Origin of the sequence: Ectothiorhodospira shaposhnikovii (assembly GCF_047222355.1) — a bacterium.
Classification (GTDB): Bacteria; Pseudomonadota; Gammaproteobacteria; order Ectothiorhodospirales; family Ectothiorhodospiraceae; genus Ectothiorhodospira.
On record NZ_CP178333.1, the window covers coordinates 627627 to 648772 of the forward strand.

Here is a 21146-nt window from a genome sequence, read left to right on the forward strand (position 1 = left end):
GCCCCATGTCTCACCCGGGAACCCATACCGAAATACGAGAGGAAACGTTTCATGTCCACCATGGCCGAACGCGATGGTCTGATCTGGTACGACGGCGAGATGGTGCCCTGGCGCGAGGCCAAGACCCATGTACTCACCCATACCCTTCACTACGGCATGGGGGTCTTCGAAGGGGTACGCGCCTACCAGACGGAGCGTGGCCCGGCCATTTTCCGACTGGAAGACCACACCCGCCGGCTGTTCCGGTCCGCCCACATCCTGGGCATGACCATCCCCTACACCCCTGACGAACTCAACGCCGCCCAGGTGGCCGCGGTGCGGGACAATGGCCTCAAGAGTGCCTACCTGCGGCCCATGTGCTTTTTGGGTGCCGAGGGCATGGGGCTGCGCGCCGACAACCTCAAGGTGCACGTCATCGTGGCTGCCTGGGAGTGGGGCGCCTACCTGGGCGCGGAGAACATGGAGCGGGGGATCCGGGTCAAGACCTCTTCCTACAGTCGCCACCATGTCAACGTGACCATGTGCAAGGCCAAGGCCAACGGCAACTACATGAACTCCATGATGGCCCTGCAGGAGGCCCTGGCCTGCGGTTGTGACGAAGCCCTGCTGCTGGACACCGAAGGGTATGTGGCCGAGGGCAGTGGCGAGAACTTCTTCCTGGTCAGTGACGGCGTGATCTACACCCCCGAGCTGACATCCGCCCTGGACGGCATCACCCGCCGCACCATCATGACCCTGGCCGATGAATGCGGTATTCCGGTGCGGGAAAAGCGCATCACCCGGGACGAGGTCTATGCTGCCGACGAGGCCTTTTTCACCGGCACGGCGGCGGAAGTCACACCCATCCGCCAGCTGGATGGCCGCAGCATCGGTCATGGTGGTCGTGGTCCCATCACCGAGAAGTTGCAGACCCTGTATTTCGACGTGGTCAAGGGCCGTCATCCCAAGCACGAAGGCTGGCTGACCTTCGTCTAGGGAAACGCTGGCGTCCAGGGAAGCGCCGGGGGCTTCTTTCACCCCAGGGAACCTGGCCGCCATTCCATTGAAGTTCACCGTTACCGCGGGGAATTTCCCCGCCACTGCAGTGAATTTCCCCGTCACTCCCGCGAAAGCGGGAGTCCGGAATGCCCGGAGGTTGACTGGATTCCCGCCTGCGCGGGAATGACGGCCTGCGAAAGGCCGCCACGGGTCAATAGCAGAAAAACGGAACCGGCAAAAGCTCCGGAAATCCTATAACACGATAACAAAAGGTTCCTTCCATCCGGCTGTGTCAGCCTTCATTCTCATCCCCCAAAGGAGCTCGTCATGCCGAATCCAAAGACCGCACTGAACCAGGACGCCTACGGGACGGCCAACACCCAGGCCGCCGTCAGTGTCAGTCGACGTGACCTGCCCCTGCACTGTCCCGCGCCAGGCACGGCCCTGTGGGCCTCCCACCCCCGTGTCTACCTGCCGATCCAGGATGCCCGGGACGGGCGCATCGTGTGCCCCTACTGCAGCACGGTCTATACCCTGGAAGAGTGATCTTCGGTTCTGGTCTCCCTCCGGCATGTCCTGACCCCGTCATTCCCGCACAAGCGGGAATCCGGCAGGTGACTGAAATCGCTGTTTGATGAAGCATCCATCTCCCGAAGGGTAAGCAGCACCCTGTTTACAACCCATTCAACCAAGGCCAGAGAACCACACCAGCCCATGACCCTGACCCACCTGCAACGCCTGGAAGCGGAAAGCATCCACATCATGCGGGAAGTGGCCGCCGAGGCCGACAACCCGGTGATGCTCTACTCCATCGGCAAGGACAGCGCCGTGATGCTGCACCTGGCCATGAAGGCCTTTCATCCCTCCGTGCCGCCGTTCCCCCTGCTGCACGTGGACACCCGCTGGAAATTCCGCGAGATGTACGCCTTCCGCGACCGCATGGCCAGGGAACTGGGGCTGGACCTGCTGGTGCACATCAACCCGGATGGCGTGGAGAAGGACATCAACCCCTTCACCCACGGTTCCGCCATCCACACCGACATCATGAAAACCGAAGCCCTCAAGCAGGCCCTGGACCATTACGGCTTCGACGTGGCCTTCGGCGGCGCCCGGCGTGACGAGGAAAAATCCCGGGCCAAGGAGCGGGTGTTCTCCTTCCGCACCGCCCAGCATCGCTGGGACCCCAAGAACCAGCGCCCGGAACTGTGGAAGCTCTACAACGCCCGCAAGCACCCGGGGGAGTCCATCCGCGTCTTCCCCCTGTCCAACTGGACCGAGCTGGACATCTGGCAGTACATCCATCTGGAGAACATCCCCATCGTCCCGCTGTATTTTTCCGCCATGCGGCCGGTGGTGGAGCGCAACGGCACCCTCATCATGGTGGATGACGACCGCATGCCCCTGAACCCGGGCGAGACCCCCATGCTGCGCAGCGTGCGCTTCCGCACCCTGGGTTGCTACCCCCTCACCGGGGCCGTGGAGTCCACCGCCGACACCCTGCCGGCCATCATCCAGGAGATGCTGCTCACCCGCACCTCCGAACGCCAGGGCCGGGTCATCGACCACGACAGCGCCGCCTCCATGGAAAAGAAGAAACAGGAGGGTTACTTCTGATGGCTCACGTTTCCGATCTGATTGCCGACGACATCGAGCAATACCTGCACCTGCACCAGCACAAGGGGTTGCTGCGCTTCATCACCTGCGGCAGCGTGGACGACGGCAAGAGTACCCTCATCGGGCGCCTGCTGTATGAATCCCAGATGCTGTTCGAGGATCACCTGGCCGCCCTGCAGGCCGACTCCCGCCGCTGGGGTACCCAGGGGGAGGAGATCGACTTCGCCCTGCTGGTGGACGGCCTGGCGGCGGAGCGGGAGCAGGGCATCACCATCGACGTGGCCTACCGCTTCTTCTCCACCGACCGGCGCAAGTTCATCGTCGCCGACACCCCGGGGCATGAGCAGTACACCCGCAACATGGTCACCGGCGCCTCCACCGCCGATGCCGCCATCCTGATGGTGGACGCCCGCAAGGGCATCCTCACCCAGACCCGGCGCCACAGCTATCTGGTGTCCCTGCTGGGCATCCGCGCCATCGTGGTGGCCATCAACAAGATGGACCTGGTGGATTATTCCGAGCAGGTCTATCGCCGCATCCGCGACGACTACGAGGCCTTCGCCCGACAGATCGGCGTGGAGGCGGTGACCTTCATCCCGGTCTCCGCCTTCAAGGGCGACAACATCGTCAGCCCCAGCCCCAACATGGACTGGTATCGCGGCCCCACCCTCATGGGCTATCTGGAAACGGTGGAGATCGACGAGGACCGCATGCAGGCGGCGCCCTTGCGCCTGCCGGTGCAATGGGTCAACCGTCCCAACCTGGATTTTCGCGGCTATGCCGGCACCCTGGCCGGCGGCGTGGTGCGTCCCGGCGACCGCATCCGGGTCCAGCCCTCGGGCAAGGAGAGCACCGTGGCCCGCATCGTCACCCGGGACGGCGACCTGGAACAGGCGGTGGCCGGTCAGTCCGTGACCCTCACCCTCACCGATGAGATCGACATCTCCCGGGGCGACATGATTTCCGCCGCCCGGGAACCGGCGGGGACGGCGGACCAGTTCGAGACCACCCTGATCTGGATGCACGACGAACCCCTGTTGCCGGGTCGCCAGTATCTGCTCAAGCTGGGTACCCGCACCGTCACCGCCTCGGTCACCACCATCAAGTATCAGGTCAACGTGAACACCCTGGAACACACGGCGGCGAAGAAGCTGGAACTCAACGCCATCGGGGTCTGCAACATCAGCCTGGACCGGCCGGTGGCCTTTGACCCCTACACGGACAATCGGGACACCGGCGGTTTCATCCTCATCGACCGCCTGAGCAACAACACCGTGGCGGCGGGGCTGATCCACTTTGCCCTGCGCCGTTCCCAGAACATCCATCTGCAGCCAGTGGACATCAATCAGGAGGCCCATGCCCGACTCAAGGGGCAGCGGCCCTGCGTGCTCTGGTTCACCGGCCTGTCGGGGGCGGGCAAGTCCACCATCGCCAACCTGGTGGAGAAGAAGCTGCACGCGGAAGGGCGCCATACCTACCTGCTGGACGGAGACAATATCCGTCACGGCCTGAACAAGGATCTGGGTTTCACCGATGCGGACCGGGTGGAGAACATCCGCCGGGTGGGGGAGGTGGCCCGTCTGATGGTGGATGCGGGCCTGATCGTGCTCACCGCCTTCATCTCGCCCTTCCGCTCGGAACGACAGATGGCCCGGGAACTGCTCAAGGACGGCGAGTTCCTGGAAATCTTCGTGGACACCCCCCTGGAAGCGGCGGAGGCCCGGGACCCCAAGGGGCTTTATCGCAAGGCCCGGCGGGGAGAGCTGAAGAACTTCACCGGCATCGACTCGCCCTATGAACGCCCCGAGTCACCGGAGATCCATGTGGACACCACCCGCATGACCCCGGAGGCGGCGGCGGACCTGATCGTGGAGCATATTCGCAACGGGGGCTATCTGGCGCCGTAAGATCCGGTTACTCTCCTTCCTCCCCGTGGAGAAACGGTGCCTGTCACCCTTCTCCCGCCGGGAGGAAGGAGACCGCGTAGCCATCTGGATGCCGCCATGTCCGCACCCCCTCTTGATCGCCTGTCCCGCCTCTTTGAAAAGCGGCGTCTGCGGGCCTTTGCCTCCCTGTTCATCCTCTTCACCCTGGCCGGGGCCGGGCTGGTCTACCTCCTTTTCGACGATACCCCCGTACAGCTGGATCCCCGGCTGTTTTCCCCGCAGATCCTGGCCTTTTGCACGCTTTTGCTGTTTTTATACTTTTTGACCGATGGCCTGCGGCTCTATTTCACCGTTCGCGCCCTGGGTTACCGGCCGGGGTTCGGGTGCATGACCCGCCTGGTATTCGTGAACCTTTTTGTCTCCAATATCACGCCCCTGGCCACCGGCGGGGGCTTTGTGCAGGTACTGTATCTGCGGCAGGCGGGCATGCCTCTGGGTACCGCCACCGCCGCCACCACCATCCGTACCACCCTGGCCATGGTGATGATCTTTGCGGCGGTTCCCCTGGTCCTGATGGCGGTCCCCTCGGTGGCCGACAAGGTGGCCTGGAGCACTGCACTGGCCCTTGCCCTGGGGGTGTTCATCTTCCTCTACCTGGGCTTCCTGTGGATCTGCATTTTTCACACCCGGCTGCTGGCCCGCCCCCTGGATGCCCTGCTGGGACTACTGGCGACCGGTGGTCTCATCCAGCCGGCCGGACAGCGGCGCTGGCACTACCGGATGCGCCGCGAACTGATCCGCCTGCGCCATGGTTTCCGGGGCTTTCTGGCGCGAGGCCACCGTTTTCCCCTGATGGCGGTGTTCAGCACCCTGGTCTTTCTGGTGGTGCTGTTTTCGTTTCCCGTCATCCTGCTCCATGCCCTGGGTTACGACGTGGACTACCTTCAGGTGCTGGCCATTCAAGTGGTGACCACATTCATCAGCTACTTCGCCCCCACGCCGGGGGCGTCGGGGATCGCCGAAGGCAGTTTCGGGCACTTTTTTTCCGGACTGGTGGCGGGTGGGCACCTGCTGCTGGTGGTTCTGGCCTGGCGCTTTCTCACCATCTATCTGGGCATGATCGTCGGTTTGGTCATCCTTCACCGGGATCTGCTGCACCTGTTCCGCAAGGATCTTTCCCGCCGTGAACCCACGTAAGCGCACCCTCGGCATCGCCTTTTTCATCGTTCTGTGCCTGCTCATCCTGCTGGTGGGCTACAAGCTCTATCTGAGTTTTTTCAAGGCCGGTTTCGAGGCCCTTCACGTGGAGCAACTGGAGCGAATCGAGGCCACCCTGGCCGGGCGGGAGGCCTTCAGCTTCGCCGTGGTGGGAAACATCAACAACTCCATCGGATTGTTCGAGCGGCGCATGATCCCCGTACTCAATCGTTCCGATCTACAGTTCATGATTTCGGCGGGCAATGCGGTCGGCGGCGGCGGAGAAGACAACTACCAGGCCCTGTACGGCACCCTGGGGCGGTTACAGATCCCCTATCTGCTGACCTTCGGCGAGGCCGAACACAGTGAGTTCGGCAGTTTCCGTTTCTATGACTACTTCGGCCCCTACTTTTTCTCCTTTTCCGTGGGCGAGGCCGGTTTCATCTTCCTGGACGTGACCGGCAAGACCCCCCATTCCTGGCAGCGGCGCTGGCTGGAAGGGGAACTGGAGAGTTTGTCGCGGACGGTGCGGCACCTGTTCGTCTTCCTGGGCGAGCCCGTCCTGCCCGAGCAGATCATGCACGACCCCGACGCCTTCAATCTCTCCGAACACCCGGCGTTCAGGTCGGACCTGTTGCGCCTGTTCGAGCGCTATGGGGTGGATGCGGTGTTTTCGGCTTCGCTGCCCGTCTATGACCGCCGGTTCCGTGATGGCACCCAGTTCGTGGTGACCGGGGGCGGCGGCGGCCTGTTGTCCGGCGACGAAGCCAGCTACCACCATTTCGTGCGGGTGGATGTGGGGCCCGAAGGGGTGGACATCAGGGCGGTCCCCGTGGACCCGGTGCAGAACCAGGCCCTGCGCCTGCTGGAAAACCTCTGGTTCATCATCCATTCCCTGTTCTATGTGGGCTATGTCAATTTCCTGCTGCTGGTGTGCGTGGTGATCCTGGTGGCGATCCGGCTCTACCGGGCCATCTTCGTGGAGAAAAATTACTACCGGGATTTCGAGCTAGAGGATGTGCCTCCCGCCACCCGGCCTCCGCGGGTGATGATGTTCACCAATAATTATCTGCCCTTCATCGGCGGGGTGCCCATCTCCATTCAGCGCCTGGTGGACGGCCTGACCCGGGGCGGTGCCCTGGTGAGGGTGGTGGCCCCCCGCTACGGGGAGGGGGTGGAGACGGACCCCCGGGTGCTGCGGGTATCGACGTTGCTGGCCTGGGGCGAGGGCGGATCTTTCCGGCTGGCCAATCTCCTGTCGCCCCGGCTGTTCCGTGAAGCGAGGGCCTTCAGACCGGACATCATCCATGTCCACCATCCCTTCTGGCTGGGGTCCCTGGGGTTGTGGCTGGGGCGGAGGCTGAAGGTGCCCGTGGTCTACACCTACCATACCCGCCTGGAGCATTTCGCCCACTATGTGCCGGTGCCGGGGATGCTGTTCAGGAACCTCATTTCCCACTACCTGGTGGAACGGTTCGGCAGCAAGTGCGACGGCGTGATCGTGCCCACCCTGTCCGCGGAAGAATATCTGCACGTGATCGGGGTGCGTTCACAGATCCTGGTGAAGCCCACCGGCGTGGATGTGAAGGCCCTGCAGACGGTGGACAAAGACCGGGTGGACCGGCTGCGCCGCCGCCATGCCCCGGCGGATGAATTGCTGCTGGTGACCGTGTCCCGCCTGAGCAAGGAGAAGAACATTGATTTCCTGCTTCAGGGCGTGGCCTGGGTGCGCCGCCATTCGACGATCCCCTTCCGCCTCCTGATCATCGGAGAAGGACCCGAGCGGGGCCATCTGGAGCAGCGCTGCCGGGAACTGGGCCTGTCGGACACCGTGACCCTGGTGGGCGCCGTGCCCCCCGGCGCGGTGGCCGATTACTACCATCTGGCCGATGTCTTCGTCTTTGCCTCCCAGGCGGAGACCCAGGGCATGGTGATCCTGGAGGCCATGGCCGCCGGTCTGCCGGTGGTGGCGTTGCGCTCCAGCGGGATCGACGACGTGGTGCAGAACGACATCAACGGCTACAAGACCGGCGAGCATCCCGCTGAATGGGGTGGGCGGTTGCAGGCGCTACTGGAGGACTCGGTGCTGCGGGCCCGGCTGTCGGCCCAGGCCCGCCGGTTTGCCCGCCAGTACGACGTGGACCGCATCAGCGAGGACGTTGCCCTGTTCTACCGGCGCCTGATCATGCTGGCGGAGCGCCGGCGCAATGTGGCCTGAGGGAAAACTGCCCGTATTCAGCCATCGAACCGGTAGCCGAACATCTCGATATCCTCCCGGTAGTGTTCCCCCACCATCCGGGCCGTCTCGTCGGTGTAGTAGCGACGGAAGTCGTCCCGCCCCTCCGCCTTGCGCCGATGGGGCAGGGCGACCCGGGGGATGCCGATGCGGTCGCAGATGGTGTCGAAATCCTCCTGCAGGGACTCGTAATGGCCGATGAAGTCCACGATCCGGTTCCCCCGCAGATCCACCACATAATCCCGCTGCAGTTCCCGTGACGTGTCCAGCATGTAGTTCCAGGGGCGCTCCGGATCGAATTTCAGCCTGACAAATTGCTCGAAGGTCTCCACCCCTTCCAGCACATGGGGCCGTTCCTTGCGGATATGAAAGAATGAGCTCACCTGCAGGTCCCAGGGGTTGCGCACGAACACGAACTTGAACAGCCCGTCATAGAGCTCTGCCGGCAGCATTTCCCGGGCGGCAATGGCCTTGGCATGACGGGGAAACTTGGCGCCGATGCGATGCCCGGAGATCTGGTCCAGCTTGTTGGCGAGGAACATGGGCACGCCCCAGGGACCCTGATAGCGGTATTTCGACAGGGTCGCCCGCACGCTGGTGCCGCCCGTCTTGGCGATGTGGACGAACAGGAAGTTGTGTTTCAGGGACAGAAGCATGGGGAATGAAAGTCCGGGTTTGTGTCTGAAATTATGAAAAAGTCTGTTGCCGTTGCGCTCAAGGCGCCTCCAGCCCCATGACCGCCAGATAGCGCTCGGCACTCACCTGTGCCCGATATTCCGCCACTGCCGCCCGCATCTCATCGGCCGGCAACGGCGCTTCCAGCGTCCTGACCATGGCGTCCTCCAGGGCGGTCACATCCGCCACCGGCACCAACGGCCCGTATCGCCCGTCCCGCAGGATCTCCCGCGGTCCGCTGCGACAATCCGTGGACACCACCGGCAGCCCCAGTGCCATGGCCTCGGTGAGGGCGTTGGGAGAACCTTCCCAGGCCGACGACAGCACGAACAGGCGCGCTCGACTCAGCCAGGCATAGGGGTTGGCGGCAAAACCGGGCATCATTACCCGATCCGCCACACCCAGTGAACGGCTCAGGGCCGTCAGGGCTTCCCGATCCCCGCCTTCCCCCAGGATGATCAGGCGCGCCGTCCGACGCGCCTGCATCCCGGCAAAGGCCCGCAGCAGGGTGGGAAAGTCTTTTTGCCGGGTGAGTCGCCCCATGCCGATGATCACCGGATCACCCCCATCCTCCAGCCAGGGATGAGGGGCGGGCTCGGCGGCCAGGGTTTCCAGGTCGGGGGTGATCACCGGATTGCGCACCACATGCACCTTCTCTTCGGGCAGGCCGGTAATCCCGCGCACATCATCGGCCACACCCCGGGACACCGCAATGATGCCGTCCGCCAGGGGATAGAGCCGACGCATGGGGCGGTAACGCATCCACTTTCGCAATCCCGAACGCCCCTCCAGTGCCTCCGACAGGGTGGTGCCCAGGCGGATAAAGACGCGAGTGTCCACGCCGGCCAGCCGTCGGGCCTTGAGCGCCGCCCGACCGGCCCGATCCTTGGCGGCTAACAGCAGGACCGGGCGGTGTTCCCGCAGGTAGCGGGCCAGGGGGGCGATGCTCAGGGCGCTGTGGCGGGTGCCCAGGCGGATGATGTTGACGTTCTCCGGCAGCGCCTGCAGATGCCGGCTTTCCTCCCGGATCAGTACCAGATCAATGGATAGGCCCATGCCCGCCAGTTCCCGGACCAGGTTCAGCACCATGCGTTCGACGCCGCCCTCGCCGGAGAGGGAGATGAGAATGGCCAGATGAGGCAGGGAGAGATCGCGTTTCACAGTCCCATGGCCTCCCGGTACGCCCTGGCGCTATCGGCCACCCGATATCGGGTCACCGCACTTTTCAGGGTCTGCGGGTCTGCGGGATGATCCAGGCAATGACAAATGCCCGTTGCCATGGCCTGTGCATCCCCCACATCCACCAGTCTGCCCAGGCGTCCTCCGTCCAACACCTCCCGGGGACCGCTGGGGCAATCGGTGGATACCACCGGGATGCCCAGGGCCATGGCCTCGATCAGTGCCACCGGCATGCCTTCCCAGCGGGAGGCATGGGCAAAGACCCTCGCCCGGCTCAGGCAGGCATATGGATTGCCCACGAACCCGGGCAGACTCACCCGGTCGGCGATGCCGAGATCCCGAGCCAGTGTCTCCAGGGCTGACCTTTCCCGGCCCTCGCCCAGAATCACCAGCCGGGCCGGGCGCCGTTTCAGCACCAGGGCAAAGGCCCGTAGCAAAGTGGCGTAATCCTTGCGTCGGGACAGTTCTCCGATGGCCACCACCCAGGGATCGCCACTGTCCATGTCCACGGGCAGCGCAGTCGGATCGGCGGCCAGCGATTCCAGATCGTCACGGATGATGGGGCTGGGCACCACCTGCAGGCGGGTGATTCGCTGACCTGAAATCTGTCGCAGATCCTCTGCGCAACCGTGAGAGGGGACCAGCACCCCGTCGGCCCGGGGATACAGATGACGGATAGAGAGCCGTTGCCGCCATCGTTCCAGTGGCTTGCGATCCGCCAGATTGACGGAGACGGTCGTGCCCACCCGCACATACACCCGGGTATCCACACCCGCCAGGGCACGGGCCAGGATGGCGGTGCGATTGACTCGGTCCTTGTCGGTGAGCAGTACCGTGGGTTGGTGCCGCCGCAGATAGCCCACCAGGGCCGGCAGGGACGTGCTCACGTGGGCGCGGCCCAGGGGCACGATCCGTAGGCCCGGCGGGGGATTGGGCAGATGGGGACCATGACCCTCAAGGGTGAGCAGGTCCACCGACAACCCCTGATCCACCAGGGCCGGTAGCAGGTTGCCCATGATGCGGTCCACCCCGCTGTGGCCGGAGGTGGCGAGGAATACCGCCAATTTTCGGGATGGGGAGCCCGGGATCATCGTCTGATTCCCCGTATCTTGGCCTTGAGTATGTCCAGAATGTACAAGCTGGTGGCTTTGGGTAGTGCCATGTACCACCAGTGTCGTTTCCAGCAATGGCATTTTTGTTCGTCAATTGGGATACGGGCGTGAAGGGCAAAGCGAAGGTACTGAATATGGAGACGGAACAGTTGCTTTGGTAAATGATGCTCTCTGTGTAAAGTGATTTCTTCCTGGTAATACAGCGTGAATCCTTGGGGATTGCGAAAACGATAATTGAATCTGTTTGCGCTGATGCCATCCGGCGCATGGCGGTTGATCTGTACTGGAGTGTTAGTGAAGCGAATCATGTATTCATGAGCCATGCGGCGCAATATAAGAGTCGGGCGCATATGACGCTCGCCGGGAAATCTGGGATAGGGATATTTTCTGAGCACCTCAACCCTTAGTGCTTCCCTGCGCTCACCATTCATTCGGTAATGACGGAATATATCCAGATAATTTGAATCCATGAAATCTTTCGGATAGGGGTCCCCGGATAATCTGCCCTCTTCATCCAGGCAGATTCCCGCGACACCCGCAAATTTTTCCCGACTTTCCTGTGGGATATTTTCCCAGTATTTCCAGAGCTGCTTCAGGGCATCAGGTAATAGCGAATCATCAGAATCGAGGGTGATGAAAAGCTTTCCACGCGCCAGTTTGAGAGCATGGTTATGAGCGGCATGCTTGCCCTGGTTTTCTTGCCATGCGTAGGTGATGGGAAAGGGGGCAGTTACCTGCCAGGTTTTCACCAGGTCTATGGTGTTATCTTGGGATCCGTCATCAATGATGATGACTTCAAGATTATTGTAGGTTGAGTCCTGAATGCTTTTTAAAGTCCTTGCCAAAGTGTGGGCGCGATTATAGGTTGGTATGAATATGCTGAAGTCGGGATGAGTTTTTGTTGGGGCCATATTTATAGGTCTTTGGCAGGTGCGGCTCTAGGCATTATCTGAAAAGTAAGATCGGAAGCAACGGGTGATGTAGGCGAGACAGATCGCGGTGCTGAGACTCCTGGTAAGCTTGGGGTATCGGGTCTCACACACCGAATCTCTTTCAAGCAGGTGATAGTTCTTGTCGTAAACCGACTCACCATTTTGGAATCCTGTGATCACATCCACATGCTGGATCGGGTCCAAGTGGTTACCCATGGCCACTGGGATCAATTGTCCCGGTCGTGTCAGAATTTCCAGAAGTTGGGCCAGTGGCGCAGGAGCTTGGAAACCCGGCATCACATGCGCTAGCGCAACACCTTCGCTCAGCTCTCTTGCAGGCATTCGCGCAAGAGTGTTTCGATCTGTTTCTGGAGGGGAACTGGCATCATGTCCAGTGACTGAACACAAAGCGATTTGACCCTCTCATTCCTACGGCAGAGTTCGATGCGTTGTAGGATTTCGTCCTCGCCGTGGTGAGCATGGATGTACTCCCAGTCATTCGGCCCCTTTGTGGCCCGGTCTTGCAAAAAACCGGCATTGGCCACCAAAGCCGCCGGGAAGAACACCTCCCTGCAGCGAAATCGATGGACGATGTTCCTCTCTATCCGATCGTCATGCTCGATCATGTCCCGAGTAAAATCCAGAACGAACGGGTAGGGTGCATGTGCTAGCATGAACATGCGTTTCCTACCAAGGATGGACTGTTCACCACGCACACCCACATAGCCATCACGCTTTGGTGTATTGGTGATCCAGCGGAGAAGTTGGAGCAGTTTCTTGACCGTGTAGCGTTCCTGAAACCGCCCCCGCCATCGCGCACCGTTGTCGTCGAAATAGTCTTGCTCCCGGATTGGTCGCAACAGGAATATATCGTCGTTAAAATAGAGATAACGCTCGGACAATCCGGGTATGCGATGGAGCATCGTCTCGATGGTTGTCGAATTGAATGTGGGCAGAACCTGTTCATGCCCGGCAAAGATGGTCTTGTGATCGACCAGTACCACGTTGTAGTGCCGGGCCTCATCTTCCGTGAGCCATTTGGGGCACTGATCATCCGTGACAAGGAAGATCCGCCGGATCCACGGGGCATTCCGACGGATCAGGCGGATGCAGTAATACAACTCGAACCGGGAGTCCCACCGGGTATTCGCCGTGCCGGGGTGGGGTTGCGCTTCGTGCCCCTCCATTTCCGCCAGCCACCACTCCCGTTTTGCGCGATGCGCCGGGTCCGCCCCATCCACCCAGGTGATGACCGCGTCCACCATCAGACGGCACCCTCATGGCCTGGACACTCCGATCGTGTTTTCGGATAGAGGATACTTCGGGGCGGAAGCTTCAGTCTGAGGCTGCGTCTTGCCTGCAGGCCCGCGGGAAGTCGGGAGAGCCACTGTGTCATTCCGGTTCCTTGCCGGTCGATGTGATGATGCCCCGGTATTTATGGGGCAGCAATTGTTCCAAATAGGCCCTGGCGATCCTGTCGCTGCGGTAGGCCTGGGCTGCCGCTTGCAGGACGTCGGCAACGGTCGGCGTGTCCAGGGCATGGACCATGGCCGTTGCCAGGGCGGTCGGATCGTTCACGGGGACCAGAGGGCCCAAGCGGCCTTCCTCAAGGATTTCGCGTGGACCGTGAGGGCAGTCGGTGGCCACCACCGGGGTGCCGCAGGCCATGGCTTCCACCAGTACGTTGCCGAAGCCTTCCCAATTGGAACTGAGCACCAGCAGTTTTGCCTTGGCCATGTAGGCATAAGGGTTGTCGGTGTTGCCCGGGAGCCTGATGTCGGCCCGTGCGGGCGAGGCCTGGATGCGTCGGGTCAGGGCGTCGCGTTCACTGCCCTCGCCCATTATCAGCAGGCGACAGGGGCGTTGCCGGCAGACCTGTTCGAAGGCTTCGATCAGGGTTATGAACCCTTTCTGGGGTTCCAGACGTCCCACCGCAAGTATGACCATTGGCCCGCCGTCGTCGAGCCAGGGTTCCGGGGCGTCGGCGTGTGCCATGTTCGCCAGGGACGGAGTGATGACCGGGTTGTAGATGACCTGGATGCTGGATCGCGCCAGGCCGGTGAGTTCGGCAAGGTCATCGGCAACCCCGCGCGAGACGGCGATGATGGCATCGGTCCGGACGTAGTGGGTGGCGATGCGCCGTATGCGCCGATCTCGTTTGTGAGTGGGCAAGCGGTTGAAGGTGCGGGAATAGGTGTTGTGGACGTTGACGGCAATCCGACAGGGGTGGCCGGAGAGGCGTCTGGCCCGCAGGCTCAGCACCGTGAGCCGGGTGTTGGGTGTGAGGATAGCGTCGGGACGGTGCCGCCCGAGGTATCGGGCCAGCGCGGGAACTCCCAGCAAGGCATGGGTGGTGGGCAGGGTGTCGATCCTGGCGTATTGCCCGATCTGCTTCAGATAGGGGCCTTCCGACCTTTCCAGCAGGACCCGGCAGTGGATGCCCATGTCGTTGAAGGCACTGGCCAGATTCAACAGGTTGCGCCCGATGCCGCCGTTCAGGTCGGTAGAGAACAAGGTAATTGTAGATGCCTGGGGATGCATGCAGGGAGGGAGTCGCGAAGCCGGTGGCCATTATAGTCCGTGTCCGCTGACAGGGGGCAAGGAGGGAAATCCTGATGCGTTATCTTTACCGTGCCTGCAACTTGTGCATTCATGTCCGGAACCGGACCCGATATTTTTACCCGATTTGTGACTGCATTCCATGAGTGAGGCATTCCTCCCCTCGAATACCCACCACTTGCCTTCGCTCCCTGGAAAACTCAAACCCCCACCAAGTGAATGGGCTTGCCCCGGCCTCGATACCATGTCCGCATAGCCCCGGTCACTGAGTTGTTACAGGGCCTTGCCCTCGGGCCCTGTTCTACCACCTTGAACTCGAACAGCCAGATGTAGCCGTTGAAGTCCACGCTCATCTCCATTTGCCTGAGTCTGTTTGCCATGGGACATGTTCAAAAAGCGTGGGTGGTTGACCTTGGGCGGGTCCTTTCCGTTACTTTCGCGTATGCGGAAGCCGAGGGGAATGGTCCGTGACTGGATTCCCGCTTTCGCGGGAATGACGAGACGTCATTCAAACGGTGGGACGTCATTCAAATGACGCGACGTAATCCACCGGAATAGTGTGCTCAGGGCGCCTGTGAGGATCGTAGCACAATCCTCGCCCCCCCTTGTCGGCACGCCACCCCGGGAAAACACCATCCCCGCGGCTGGGGTAAAATGCCGTCGCTCCCATTTTGGAATCTTCGATGCAGTCCCTGCTGATCATTCGTCTCTCCGCCATCGGCGACGTGGTAATGGCCTCGCCGTTGCCGGCCGTGTTCCGCGCCGCCTGGCCCGATGTGCGCATCACTTGGTTGGTGGAGCCCCAGGTGGCGGGACTGGTGTCCCGGCATCCCCAGGTGGACCGGGTGGTGGTCTGGCCCAAGGCTCAGTGGCGCTCCCTGTTCCGCCGCTTGCGGTGGATCCGTCTGGGGCGGGAGGTGGTCCGATTTGTCCGGGAACTGCGGGCCGAGCCTTACGATATGGCAGTGGATCTGCAGGGGCTTTTGAAAAGCGGTCTGCTCACCCGCCTGTCGGGGGCGCGGGAGCGGGTGGGATTGGGGTCCCGGGAGGGCAGCAGGGTGTTCATGACCCGGGTGGTGCCCCGGGGCGGCGACCCCCGTCGCATCGGTTCGGAATACCGGTATCTGGCCCAGGCGCTGGGGCTTGAGCCGGGTGCCTTCTTCATGCAGGTGGGGCTGCGCCCGGAGGATGAGGCCGTGGGGTGCCGGGTGTCCGAGGCCCAGAGTGCCCGGGGTTATGTGGTGGGCTGCCCGTTCACCACCCGGCCACAGAAACACTGGGTGGAGGCCGCCTGGGCGGAACTGGCCCGGCGCATTCATCAGGCGAGGGGACAGCCTATGGTGTTGTTGGGGGGTCCCGATGACCGGGAGGCCGCCGACAGGATTCAGGCCCTGGCCGGCGCGGCGGTGGACAACCGGGTGGGGCAGACCTCCCTGACCCAGGCAGCGGCCGTGATCCGCCGGGCCGGGCTGCTGGTGGGGGTGGACACGGGGCTGACCCACATGGGACCGGCCTTCGACGTCCCCACGGTGGCCCTGTTCGGGTCCACCTGTCCCTACCTGGACACCGGGCGGGACAACACCGTGGTGATCTACCACGACCTGCCCTGTGCCCCTTGCCGACGCAATCCCACTTGCGACGGGCGTTTTGATTGCCTGACGGGCATCTCGGTGGATGAAGTCATGACAGAGGTGGAGCGGTTGTTGCCGACAACGCCGATCAAGGAGTCGTCCTGATGCGTATCCTGCATGTGGAGACCGGCCGCCATCTGTATGGCGGCGCGCTGCAGGTCCGTTACCTGCTGGAAGGGCTGTCGGCCCGGGGGGTCGCCAATGTGCTGGTGTGCCCTTCGGGGGCGGCCATTGCCGGGGCCTCGGCGGTGTTTTGCGAGGCGGTCCATGAGGTGCCCATGGGAGGGGATCTGGATCTGGGCTTCGTGGGTCGCTTGAAGCGCGTGATCCGGGAGACCCGGCCGGATCTGGTGCATCTGCACAGTCGTCGCGGCGCGGATGTGCTGGGGGGGATCGCGGCCCGGCGGGTCGGGGTGCCGGTGGTGCTGTCCCGGCGGGTGGATAATCCGGAGCCGGCCCCGTGGGCGCGGTTGAAGTACCGTCTGTTCGACCGGGTCATCACCATCTCGGAAGCGATCCGGCAAGTGCTGCTGGCGGAAGGCGTGTCCCCTGAACGGGTGGTCTGCGTGCCCAGCGCGGTGGATATGAATGCCTGGCAGGGGGCGTGTGACCGGGAAGGGTTCCAGGCCGCCTGCGGCCTTGCGCCCGGCGAGCGGGCGGTGGGGGTGATTGCCCAGTTGATTACCCGCAAGGGGCATCGTCATCTGCTGACGGCGGCGCCGGCGATCCTGGCGGCCCATCCCGAGGTGCGGCTGCTGCTATTCGGTCAGGGGCCGCTGGAAGCCCAGCTCAGGGCGCGGATCGAGGATATGGGGCTGGCGGGGCAGGTGCGTCTGATGGGGTTCCGGGATGACCTGGAACGCATCCTGCCCTGTCTGGATCTGGTGGTGCATCCGGCGGACATGGAGGGGCTGGGGGTCTCCCTGCTGCAGGCCGCCGCCGCGGGGGTGCCCCTGGTGGGGACCCGGGCGGGCGGCGTGCCCGAGATCATCGGCGATGACGAGGCCGGTGTGCTGGTGCCGCCGGGGGATGCCCCGGCCCTGGCGCGGGCGGTAATTGATCTGCTGGGGGATCGCTCTGCCCTGCGGCGCCTGGGGGAGGCCGGTCGCCGTCGGGTGGCGGCGCGGTTCTCCGTGGAGGCCATGGTGGCCGGGAATCTGGCGGTTTATCAGGAACTGGTGCATGGATAAAGGCACAATGGGAGAACCACACCGACACTGGGGCTTCTGGCTGCTGTTGGGGTTGGGGGTCTATTTCACCCTCCACGTGATCGTCCGCGCCACCGGGTCCGCGGTGCTGGAGCTGGACGAGGCCGAGCAGGTCATTGTGACCCAGTGGTGGCTGGCCGGGTATTCCGGGCAGCCACCCCTCTATGCCTGGCTGCAGGCCGCGGCGTTCCGGGTGTTGGGCATGGACCTGTGGGCCCTGAGCCTGGTCAAGAACACCCTGCTTTTTCTCACCTGGCTGTTCGTGTTCCTCTCCGCCCGGCGTCTGTTGGGGGATGTCCGACTGGCGGTGCTGGCCACCTTGTCCTTGTTCCTGGTTCCCCAGGTGGCCTGGGAATCCCAGCGGGATCTGACCCATTCGGTGATGGTGACCACGGTGGCGGCCGCATCCTTTTACGCGATGCTGCGTTGGCTGGACCGGCCCCATGTGGGGCATTACCTGCTGATCGGCCTGCTGTTCGGGCTGGGGGTTTTGTCCAAGTACAACTTTCTGGTGTTCGCCGCCGCCGCCGGGCTGGCCCTGCTGAGCTGTGCCCGGGGACGGTCCCTGCTGCTGCATCCGCGCATCCTGTGGAGTGCCCTGGTGGCGTTGCTGGTGATCATGCCCCACGCCCTGTGGGTCTGGCACAGCCGGGATCTGGGCACTCAGTCCCTGGACAAGCTGGATTTCGGGGGCGGATTCTGGCCCTGGTCCGGGCTGGGTTCCCTGGTGCTGGCGGTACTGGGCTTCCTGGCATTGCTGCTGCTGGTCATGGGGGCGGTGTTCCGGCGGGATTTTTTCCGTGCCCTGCTCAAGCGCCGGGGCGGTCCGGCGGCCTTTCCCATCCACCGCTACCTCTGGATCCTGTTGGCTCTGCTGGTGCTGATGGCCCTGCTGGGGGTGTCCCACTTCAAGGACCGCTGGATGCTGCCCCTGCTGCTGGTCTTTCCCCTGTTCGTGTTCGCCATGATGGGCACGGCGGCCCTGACCCGTGCCCGGGTGCGGGCGTATCTTTCGGTCTGTCTGCTGGTGCCCGTGCTGGTGCTGGTGGTGATGGCCTGGCGGGTGCAGACCTGGCCGGTGCTGGAGTCCCAGCATCGGCATGTCTACCCCTTTGACGAGCGGGTGAGCGAGATCCGGGATCTGGGCTTCAGCCAGGGTCTGATCGTGGGAGATCGGGCCTTTGTGGCGGGCAATCTGCGTTTTCGCCTGCCCCGGAGTCAGGCCGTGATCCCGGGGGTGAATCCCGGCGGGCTGCGGTGCAGACCCGGTGATGATCTGCTGGTGGCCTGGGATGCGGACCGACAGCGACAGATCCCCGGTCGGCTTGGGGACTGGCTCACGGCGGAACTGGGCCTGTCCACCGGGGACCTGATGCCCCGGTGGCTGGCATCCGGTGCCGGGGCAGGCCCGGTGATGGGCGTGGTGGTGTTGCCGGGGGTGCTGGAGGGGGATTGCCGGGTGAGTGCTCAATAGTATTTCGGTAATCCCCAGCCGCGCTTGTACTTGAAGCGCCGGTGGGTCCAGAAATACTGTTCCGGCGCCACCCGGATGGCCGCCTCGATGACGGCGTTGATGCGTCGGGCGTCCTGGGCCGGATCCTCTCCGGGGAAGTCTTCAAGGGGCTCGCCGATCACCAGTCGGTAGCCCTGTCGGCCGGGCAGGCGGTAGCCGAAGAAGGGGATGACCGGGGCGCCGCTGATCTTCGCCAGGCGGGCGGTGGCCGGATTGGTGGCGGCGGGGACACCGAAGAAGGGGACGATCACCGCGTTGCCGTTCTTGAAGGCCTGGTCCGGGGCGTACCACAGGGCCTGGCCCTGCTTCAGGACGCGGATGGCGTCCCGGGCCTGGTCGCGGCGGATGGCCCGCAGATAATGGGTCTGCCGGTTCTGCCGGAAGCAGTGTTCCATCACCGGATTTTCGTGGGGGCGGTACATGACGGCAAAGTCCTGATGGGCGCAGAGCAGGCGTCCCGCCAGTTCCAGGGTGGTGAAGTGAGCCGATAGCAGCAGTGCCCCCTTGCCTTTTGCCAGTGTCCGTTGCAGGTGTTCCAGGCCTTCGATACGGGCCAGTCCCTCAAGCGCCCGGTCGCTGCCCCACCAGCTCAGGGGCGTCTCGAAGATGCCCGCGCCCATGGCGCGAAAATGGGCCTTGACCAGGGCCTTTTGCGTCGCCGGGTCCAGGTCGGGAAAACACAGCCCGACATTGACCTCGGCGATCCGCCGCCGCCGCCGGGCCAGCGGGTAGAGCAGGGCGCCCAGGGTCTCGCCGGTCCGGATCTGCCAGTGCCAGGGCAGCACCCGGACCAGGGTGCGGAACAGGGCCACGCCCAGCCACATGGGCCAGTGGACAGGGTGGTACAGGCGGGAGGGGGACTGTTTTCGGGCCATGGGGATGTCTGCGGAGGACTGGCCGCGGATTGTAGCAAATGGGTCCGTGTCCGCAGGGCGATGGAGCGCCCCATGGTAAGATCCTCCCCGGTTTCCTCTGCAAGGTAGTCAAGCCGTGAATCTGCACATGCCCGCCTTTGAACAGGCCCGGATCATGGTGGTGGGTGATCTCATGCTGGATCGCTACTGGTCCGGGGCCACCGCCCGCATCTCCCCCGAGGCCCCGGTGCCCGTGGTTCACGTGAACGAGGTCGAGGAACGTCCCGGCGGGGCGGCCAACGTGGCCGTCAACCTGGCCCGGCTGGGGGTGCAGACCCGGCTGCTGGGCATTGTGGGCGAGGACGAGGCCGGCCATGCCCTGGAAGGGCTCCTGGCCCAGGCCCGGGTGAGCTGTGATTTCGCCCGCTCGTCCCGGGCGACCACCATCACCAAGCTGCGGGTCCTGAGCCGCCATCAGCAGTTGTTGCGCCTGGATTTCGAACAGCCCCTGGAGGCTGCGGATACCGCGTCCCTGCCGGATCGTCTGGCGGGGCATCTGGACGGGCAGGCGGTGGTGGTGCTGTCCGATTACGGCAAGGGGACCCTGACCGAGGTGGCGCGCATGATCCGCGCGGCCCGGGAGGCCCGGGTGCCGGTGCTGGTGGATCCCAAGGGGCGTGATTTCGAGCGCTACCGGGGCGCCACCCTGCTCACCCCCAACCTGGCCGAGTTCGAGGCCGTAGTGGGGCCTTGTCCCCGTGACGATCTGCTGGTCAGTCGGGGTGAACGGTTGCGGACGGACCTGGATCTGGAGGCCCTGCTCATCACCCTGAGCGAGCGGGGCATGCTGCTGCTGCGGGCGGGCCGGGACCCTTTGCACCTGCCCACCCGCGCCCGGGAGGTCTATGACGTGACCGGGGCGGGGGATACGGTGATCGCGGTGATCGCGGCGGCCCTGGGGGCCGGACAGGATCTGGCCCAGGCGGCGGCCCTGGCCAATCTGGCGGCGGGCATCGTGGTGGGCAAGCTGGGCACCGGCTGCGTGACCCCGGCGGAGCTGCGGGCGGCGGTCAGGGGGCATCAGGGCGGTTGGAGTAGCCTGCTGTCGGAGGCGGACCTGCTGCTGGCGGTGCAGGAGGCCCGGGCCCAGGGGGAGCGGGTGGTGATGACTAACGGGTGCTTCGACATCCTCCATGCGGGGCATGTGGCCTATCTGGAACAGGCCCGGCGTCTGGGGGATCGCCTCATCGTGGCGGTGAATGATGACGCCTCTGTGCGCCGTCTCAAGGGCCATGGGCGGCCGGTGAACGGTATGGAGCGACGCATGGCGGTGCTGGCGGGGCTGGCCTCGGTGGACTGGGTGGTGCCGTTCCGGGAGGATACGCCGGAGCGTCTGATCCGGGCCGTGTCGCCGGACGTGCTGGTGAAGGGCGGGGACTACCGGCCCGAGGAGATCGTGGGCGGTGACCATGTCCGTGCCCTGGGCGGCCGGGTGGAAGTGCTGCCGTTCCTGGATGGGGTGTCCACCACCCGGGTCATCGACCGGATCCGGGGCACCTGACGACCCTCTGA

17 protein-coding genes are annotated in these 21146 nt (G+C 63.8%); 10 read left to right on the forward strand and 7 right to left on the reverse strand.

Annotation, left to right across the window (positions count from 1 at the left end):
- The first annotated feature begins 51 nt into the window (after positions 1-51).
- From ACLF6L_RS02755 to ACLF6L_RS02780, 6 genes are all read left to right on the forward strand, one after another.
- Positions 52-975 carry a branched-chain amino acid transaminase gene (locus tag ACLF6L_RS02755; RefSeq protein WP_200173197.1) on the forward strand — a complete coding sequence of 308 codons (924 nt, stop codon included), beginning with the start codon at positions 52-54 and terminating at the stop codon, positions 973-975.
- 330 nt (positions 976-1305) lie between these two features.
- Entirely contained in the window at positions 1306-1524 is a 219-nt protein-coding gene (locus ACLF6L_RS02760; protein WP_200173195.1) for a zinc-finger domain-containing protein, read from the forward strand.
- Positions 1525-1692: 168 nt separating this feature from the next.
- On the forward strand, positions 1693-2592 hold the full coding sequence (cysD, locus tag ACLF6L_RS02765) for a sulfate adenylyltransferase subunit CysD (protein ID WP_200173193.1): 900 nt from the start codon (positions 1693-1695) through the stop codon (positions 2590-2592).
- Positions 2592-4499 carry a sulfate adenylyltransferase subunit CysN gene (gene cysN / locus ACLF6L_RS02770; protein WP_200173191.1) on the forward strand — a complete coding sequence of 636 codons (1908 nt, stop codon included), beginning with the start codon at positions 2592-2594 and terminating at the stop codon, positions 4497-4499. Before cysD ends, cysN begins: the two co-directional genes overlap by 1 nt.
- Before the next feature lie 96 nt (positions 4500-4595).
- Positions 4596-5675: a lysylphosphatidylglycerol synthase transmembrane domain-containing protein gene (locus ACLF6L_RS02775; RefSeq protein ID WP_200173189.1), complete on the forward strand. Its 1080-nt coding sequence runs from the start codon at positions 4596-4598 to the stop codon at positions 5673-5675.
- On the forward strand, positions 5662-7893 hold the full coding sequence (locus tag ACLF6L_RS02780) for a glycosyltransferase (protein ID WP_200173187.1): 2232 nt from the start codon (positions 5662-5664) through the stop codon (positions 7891-7893). The genes ACLF6L_RS02775 and ACLF6L_RS02780 overlap by 14 nt, the downstream gene beginning before the upstream one ends.
- 17 nt (positions 7894-7910) lie before the next feature.
- Here ACLF6L_RS02780 and ACLF6L_RS02785 read toward each other — a convergent pair whose 3' ends face one another.
- From ACLF6L_RS02785 to ACLF6L_RS02810, 6 genes are all read right to left on the reverse strand, one after another.
- Positions 7911-8567 (reverse strand): sulfotransferase family 2 domain-containing protein, encoded by a 657-nt coding sequence (locus ACLF6L_RS02785; protein ID WP_412852325.1) that lies wholly within the window; start codon positions 8565-8567, stop codon positions 7911-7913.
- Between the two features lie 58 nt (positions 8568-8625).
- A complete protein-coding gene (locus tag ACLF6L_RS02790; protein WP_412852326.1) occupies positions 8626-9747 on the reverse strand; it encodes a glycosyltransferase in 1122 nt (373 codons plus the stop codon).
- Positions 9744-10856 carry a glycosyltransferase gene (locus ACLF6L_RS02795; protein WP_412852327.1) on the reverse strand — a complete coding sequence of 371 codons (1113 nt, stop codon included), beginning with the start codon at positions 10854-10856 and terminating at the stop codon, positions 9744-9746. The genes ACLF6L_RS02790 and ACLF6L_RS02795 overlap by 4 nt, the downstream gene beginning before the upstream one ends.
- A complete protein-coding gene (locus tag ACLF6L_RS02800; protein WP_412852328.1) occupies positions 10853-11788 on the reverse strand; it encodes a glycosyltransferase family 2 protein in 936 nt (311 codons plus the stop codon). Before ACLF6L_RS02800 ends, ACLF6L_RS02795 begins: the two co-directional genes overlap by 4 nt.
- A 344-nt stretch (positions 11789-12132) precedes the next feature.
- Positions 12133-13074: a stealth family protein gene (locus tag ACLF6L_RS02805; protein ID WP_412852329.1), complete on the reverse strand. Its 942-nt coding sequence runs from the start codon at positions 13072-13074 to the stop codon at positions 12133-12135.
- A gap of 127 nt (positions 13075-13201) precedes the next feature.
- Positions 13202-14323: a glycosyltransferase gene (locus ACLF6L_RS02810; protein WP_412852330.1), complete on the reverse strand. Its 1122-nt coding sequence runs from the start codon at positions 14321-14323 to the stop codon at positions 13202-13204.
- Positions 14324-15051: 728 nt separating this feature from the next.
- Here ACLF6L_RS02810 and ACLF6L_RS02815 point away from each other — a divergent pair.
- From ACLF6L_RS02815 to ACLF6L_RS02825, 3 genes are read left to right on the forward strand one after another with little or no spacing between them, the layout of a single operon-like run.
- The gene (locus ACLF6L_RS02815; RefSeq protein WP_412852331.1) at positions 15052-16104 is read left to right on the forward strand and encodes a glycosyltransferase family 9 protein; all 1053 of its coding nucleotides are present in this window, start codon (positions 15052-15054) and stop codon (positions 16102-16104) included.
- Entirely contained in the window at positions 16104-17189 is a 1086-nt protein-coding gene (locus tag ACLF6L_RS02820; protein ID WP_412852332.1) for a glycosyltransferase family 4 protein, read from the forward strand. Before ACLF6L_RS02815 ends, ACLF6L_RS02820 begins: the two co-directional genes overlap by 1 nt.
- Positions 17182-18681, forward strand: a complete 1500-nt coding sequence (locus tag ACLF6L_RS02825; protein ID WP_412852333.1) for an ArnT family glycosyltransferase — start codon at positions 17182-17184, stop codon at positions 18679-18681. Before ACLF6L_RS02820 ends, ACLF6L_RS02825 begins: the two co-directional genes overlap by 8 nt.
- Here the strand turns inward: ACLF6L_RS02825 and lpxL are convergent.
- Positions 18675-19595, reverse strand: coding sequence for an LpxL/LpxP family Kdo(2)-lipid IV(A) lauroyl/palmitoleoyl acyltransferase (gene lpxL, locus ACLF6L_RS02830; protein ID WP_238617350.1), 921 nt, complete (start codon positions 19593-19595; stop codon positions 18675-18677). The two genes, ACLF6L_RS02825 and lpxL, sit on opposite strands and share 7 nt — an antisense overlap.
- Before the next feature lie 115 nt (positions 19596-19710).
- Between lpxL and hldE the strand changes: the two genes are divergently transcribed.
- A complete protein-coding gene (gene hldE / locus ACLF6L_RS02835; protein ID WP_238617351.1) occupies positions 19711-21135 on the forward strand; it encodes a bifunctional D-glycero-beta-D-manno-heptose-7-phosphate kinase/D-glycero-beta-D-manno-heptose 1-phosphate adenylyltransferase HldE in 1425 nt (474 codons plus the stop codon).
- Positions 21136-21146: the final 11 nt, after the last annotated feature.

What these genes read in the sequence shown, in the direction of transcription:
- ACLF6L_RS02785 (WP_412852325.1), bottom strand. Translation starts at nt 8,567, where the DNA reads ATGCTTCTGTCCCTGAAACACAACTTCCTGTTCGTCCACATCGCCAAG.
- cysN (WP_200173191.1), top strand. Translation starts at nt 2,592, where the DNA reads ATGGCTCACGTTTCCGATCTGATTGCCGACGACATCGAGCAATACCTG.
- ACLF6L_RS02815 (WP_412852331.1), top strand. Translation starts at nt 15,052, where the DNA reads ATGCAGTCCCTGCTGATCATTCGTCTCTCCGCCATCGGCGACGTGGTA.
- ACLF6L_RS02825 (WP_412852333.1), top strand. Translation starts at nt 17,182, where the DNA reads ATGGATAAAGGCACAATGGGAGAACCACACCGACACTGGGGCTTCTGG.
- ACLF6L_RS02800 (WP_412852328.1), bottom strand. Translation starts at nt 11,788, where the DNA reads ATGGCCCCAACAAAAACTCATCCCGACTTCAGCATATTCATACCAACC.
- cysD (WP_200173193.1), top strand. Translation starts at nt 1,693, where the DNA reads ATGACCCTGACCCACCTGCAACGCCTGGAAGCGGAAAGCATCCACATC.
- lpxL (WP_238617350.1), bottom strand. Translation starts at nt 19,595, where the DNA reads ATGGCCCGAAAACAGTCCCCCTCCCGCCTGTACCACCCTGTCCACTGG.
- ACLF6L_RS02775 (WP_200173189.1), top strand. Translation starts at nt 4,596, where the DNA reads ATGTCCGCACCCCCTCTTGATCGCCTGTCCCGCCTCTTTGAAAAGCGG.
- ACLF6L_RS02760 (WP_200173195.1), top strand. Translation starts at nt 1,306, where the DNA reads ATGCCGAATCCAAAGACCGCACTGAACCAGGACGCCTACGGGACGGCC.
- ACLF6L_RS02820 (WP_412852332.1), top strand. Translation starts at nt 16,104, where the DNA reads ATGCGTATCCTGCATGTGGAGACCGGCCGCCATCTGTATGGCGGCGCG.
- ACLF6L_RS02795 (WP_412852327.1), bottom strand. Translation starts at nt 10,856, where the DNA reads ATGATCCCGGGCTCCCCATCCCGAAAATTGGCGGTATTCCTCGCCACC.
- ACLF6L_RS02805 (WP_412852329.1), bottom strand. Translation starts at nt 13,074, where the DNA reads ATGGTGGACGCGGTCATCACCTGGGTGGATGGGGCGGACCCGGCGCAT.
- ACLF6L_RS02755 (WP_200173197.1), top strand. Translation starts at nt 52, where the DNA reads ATGTCCACCATGGCCGAACGCGATGGTCTGATCTGGTACGACGGCGAG.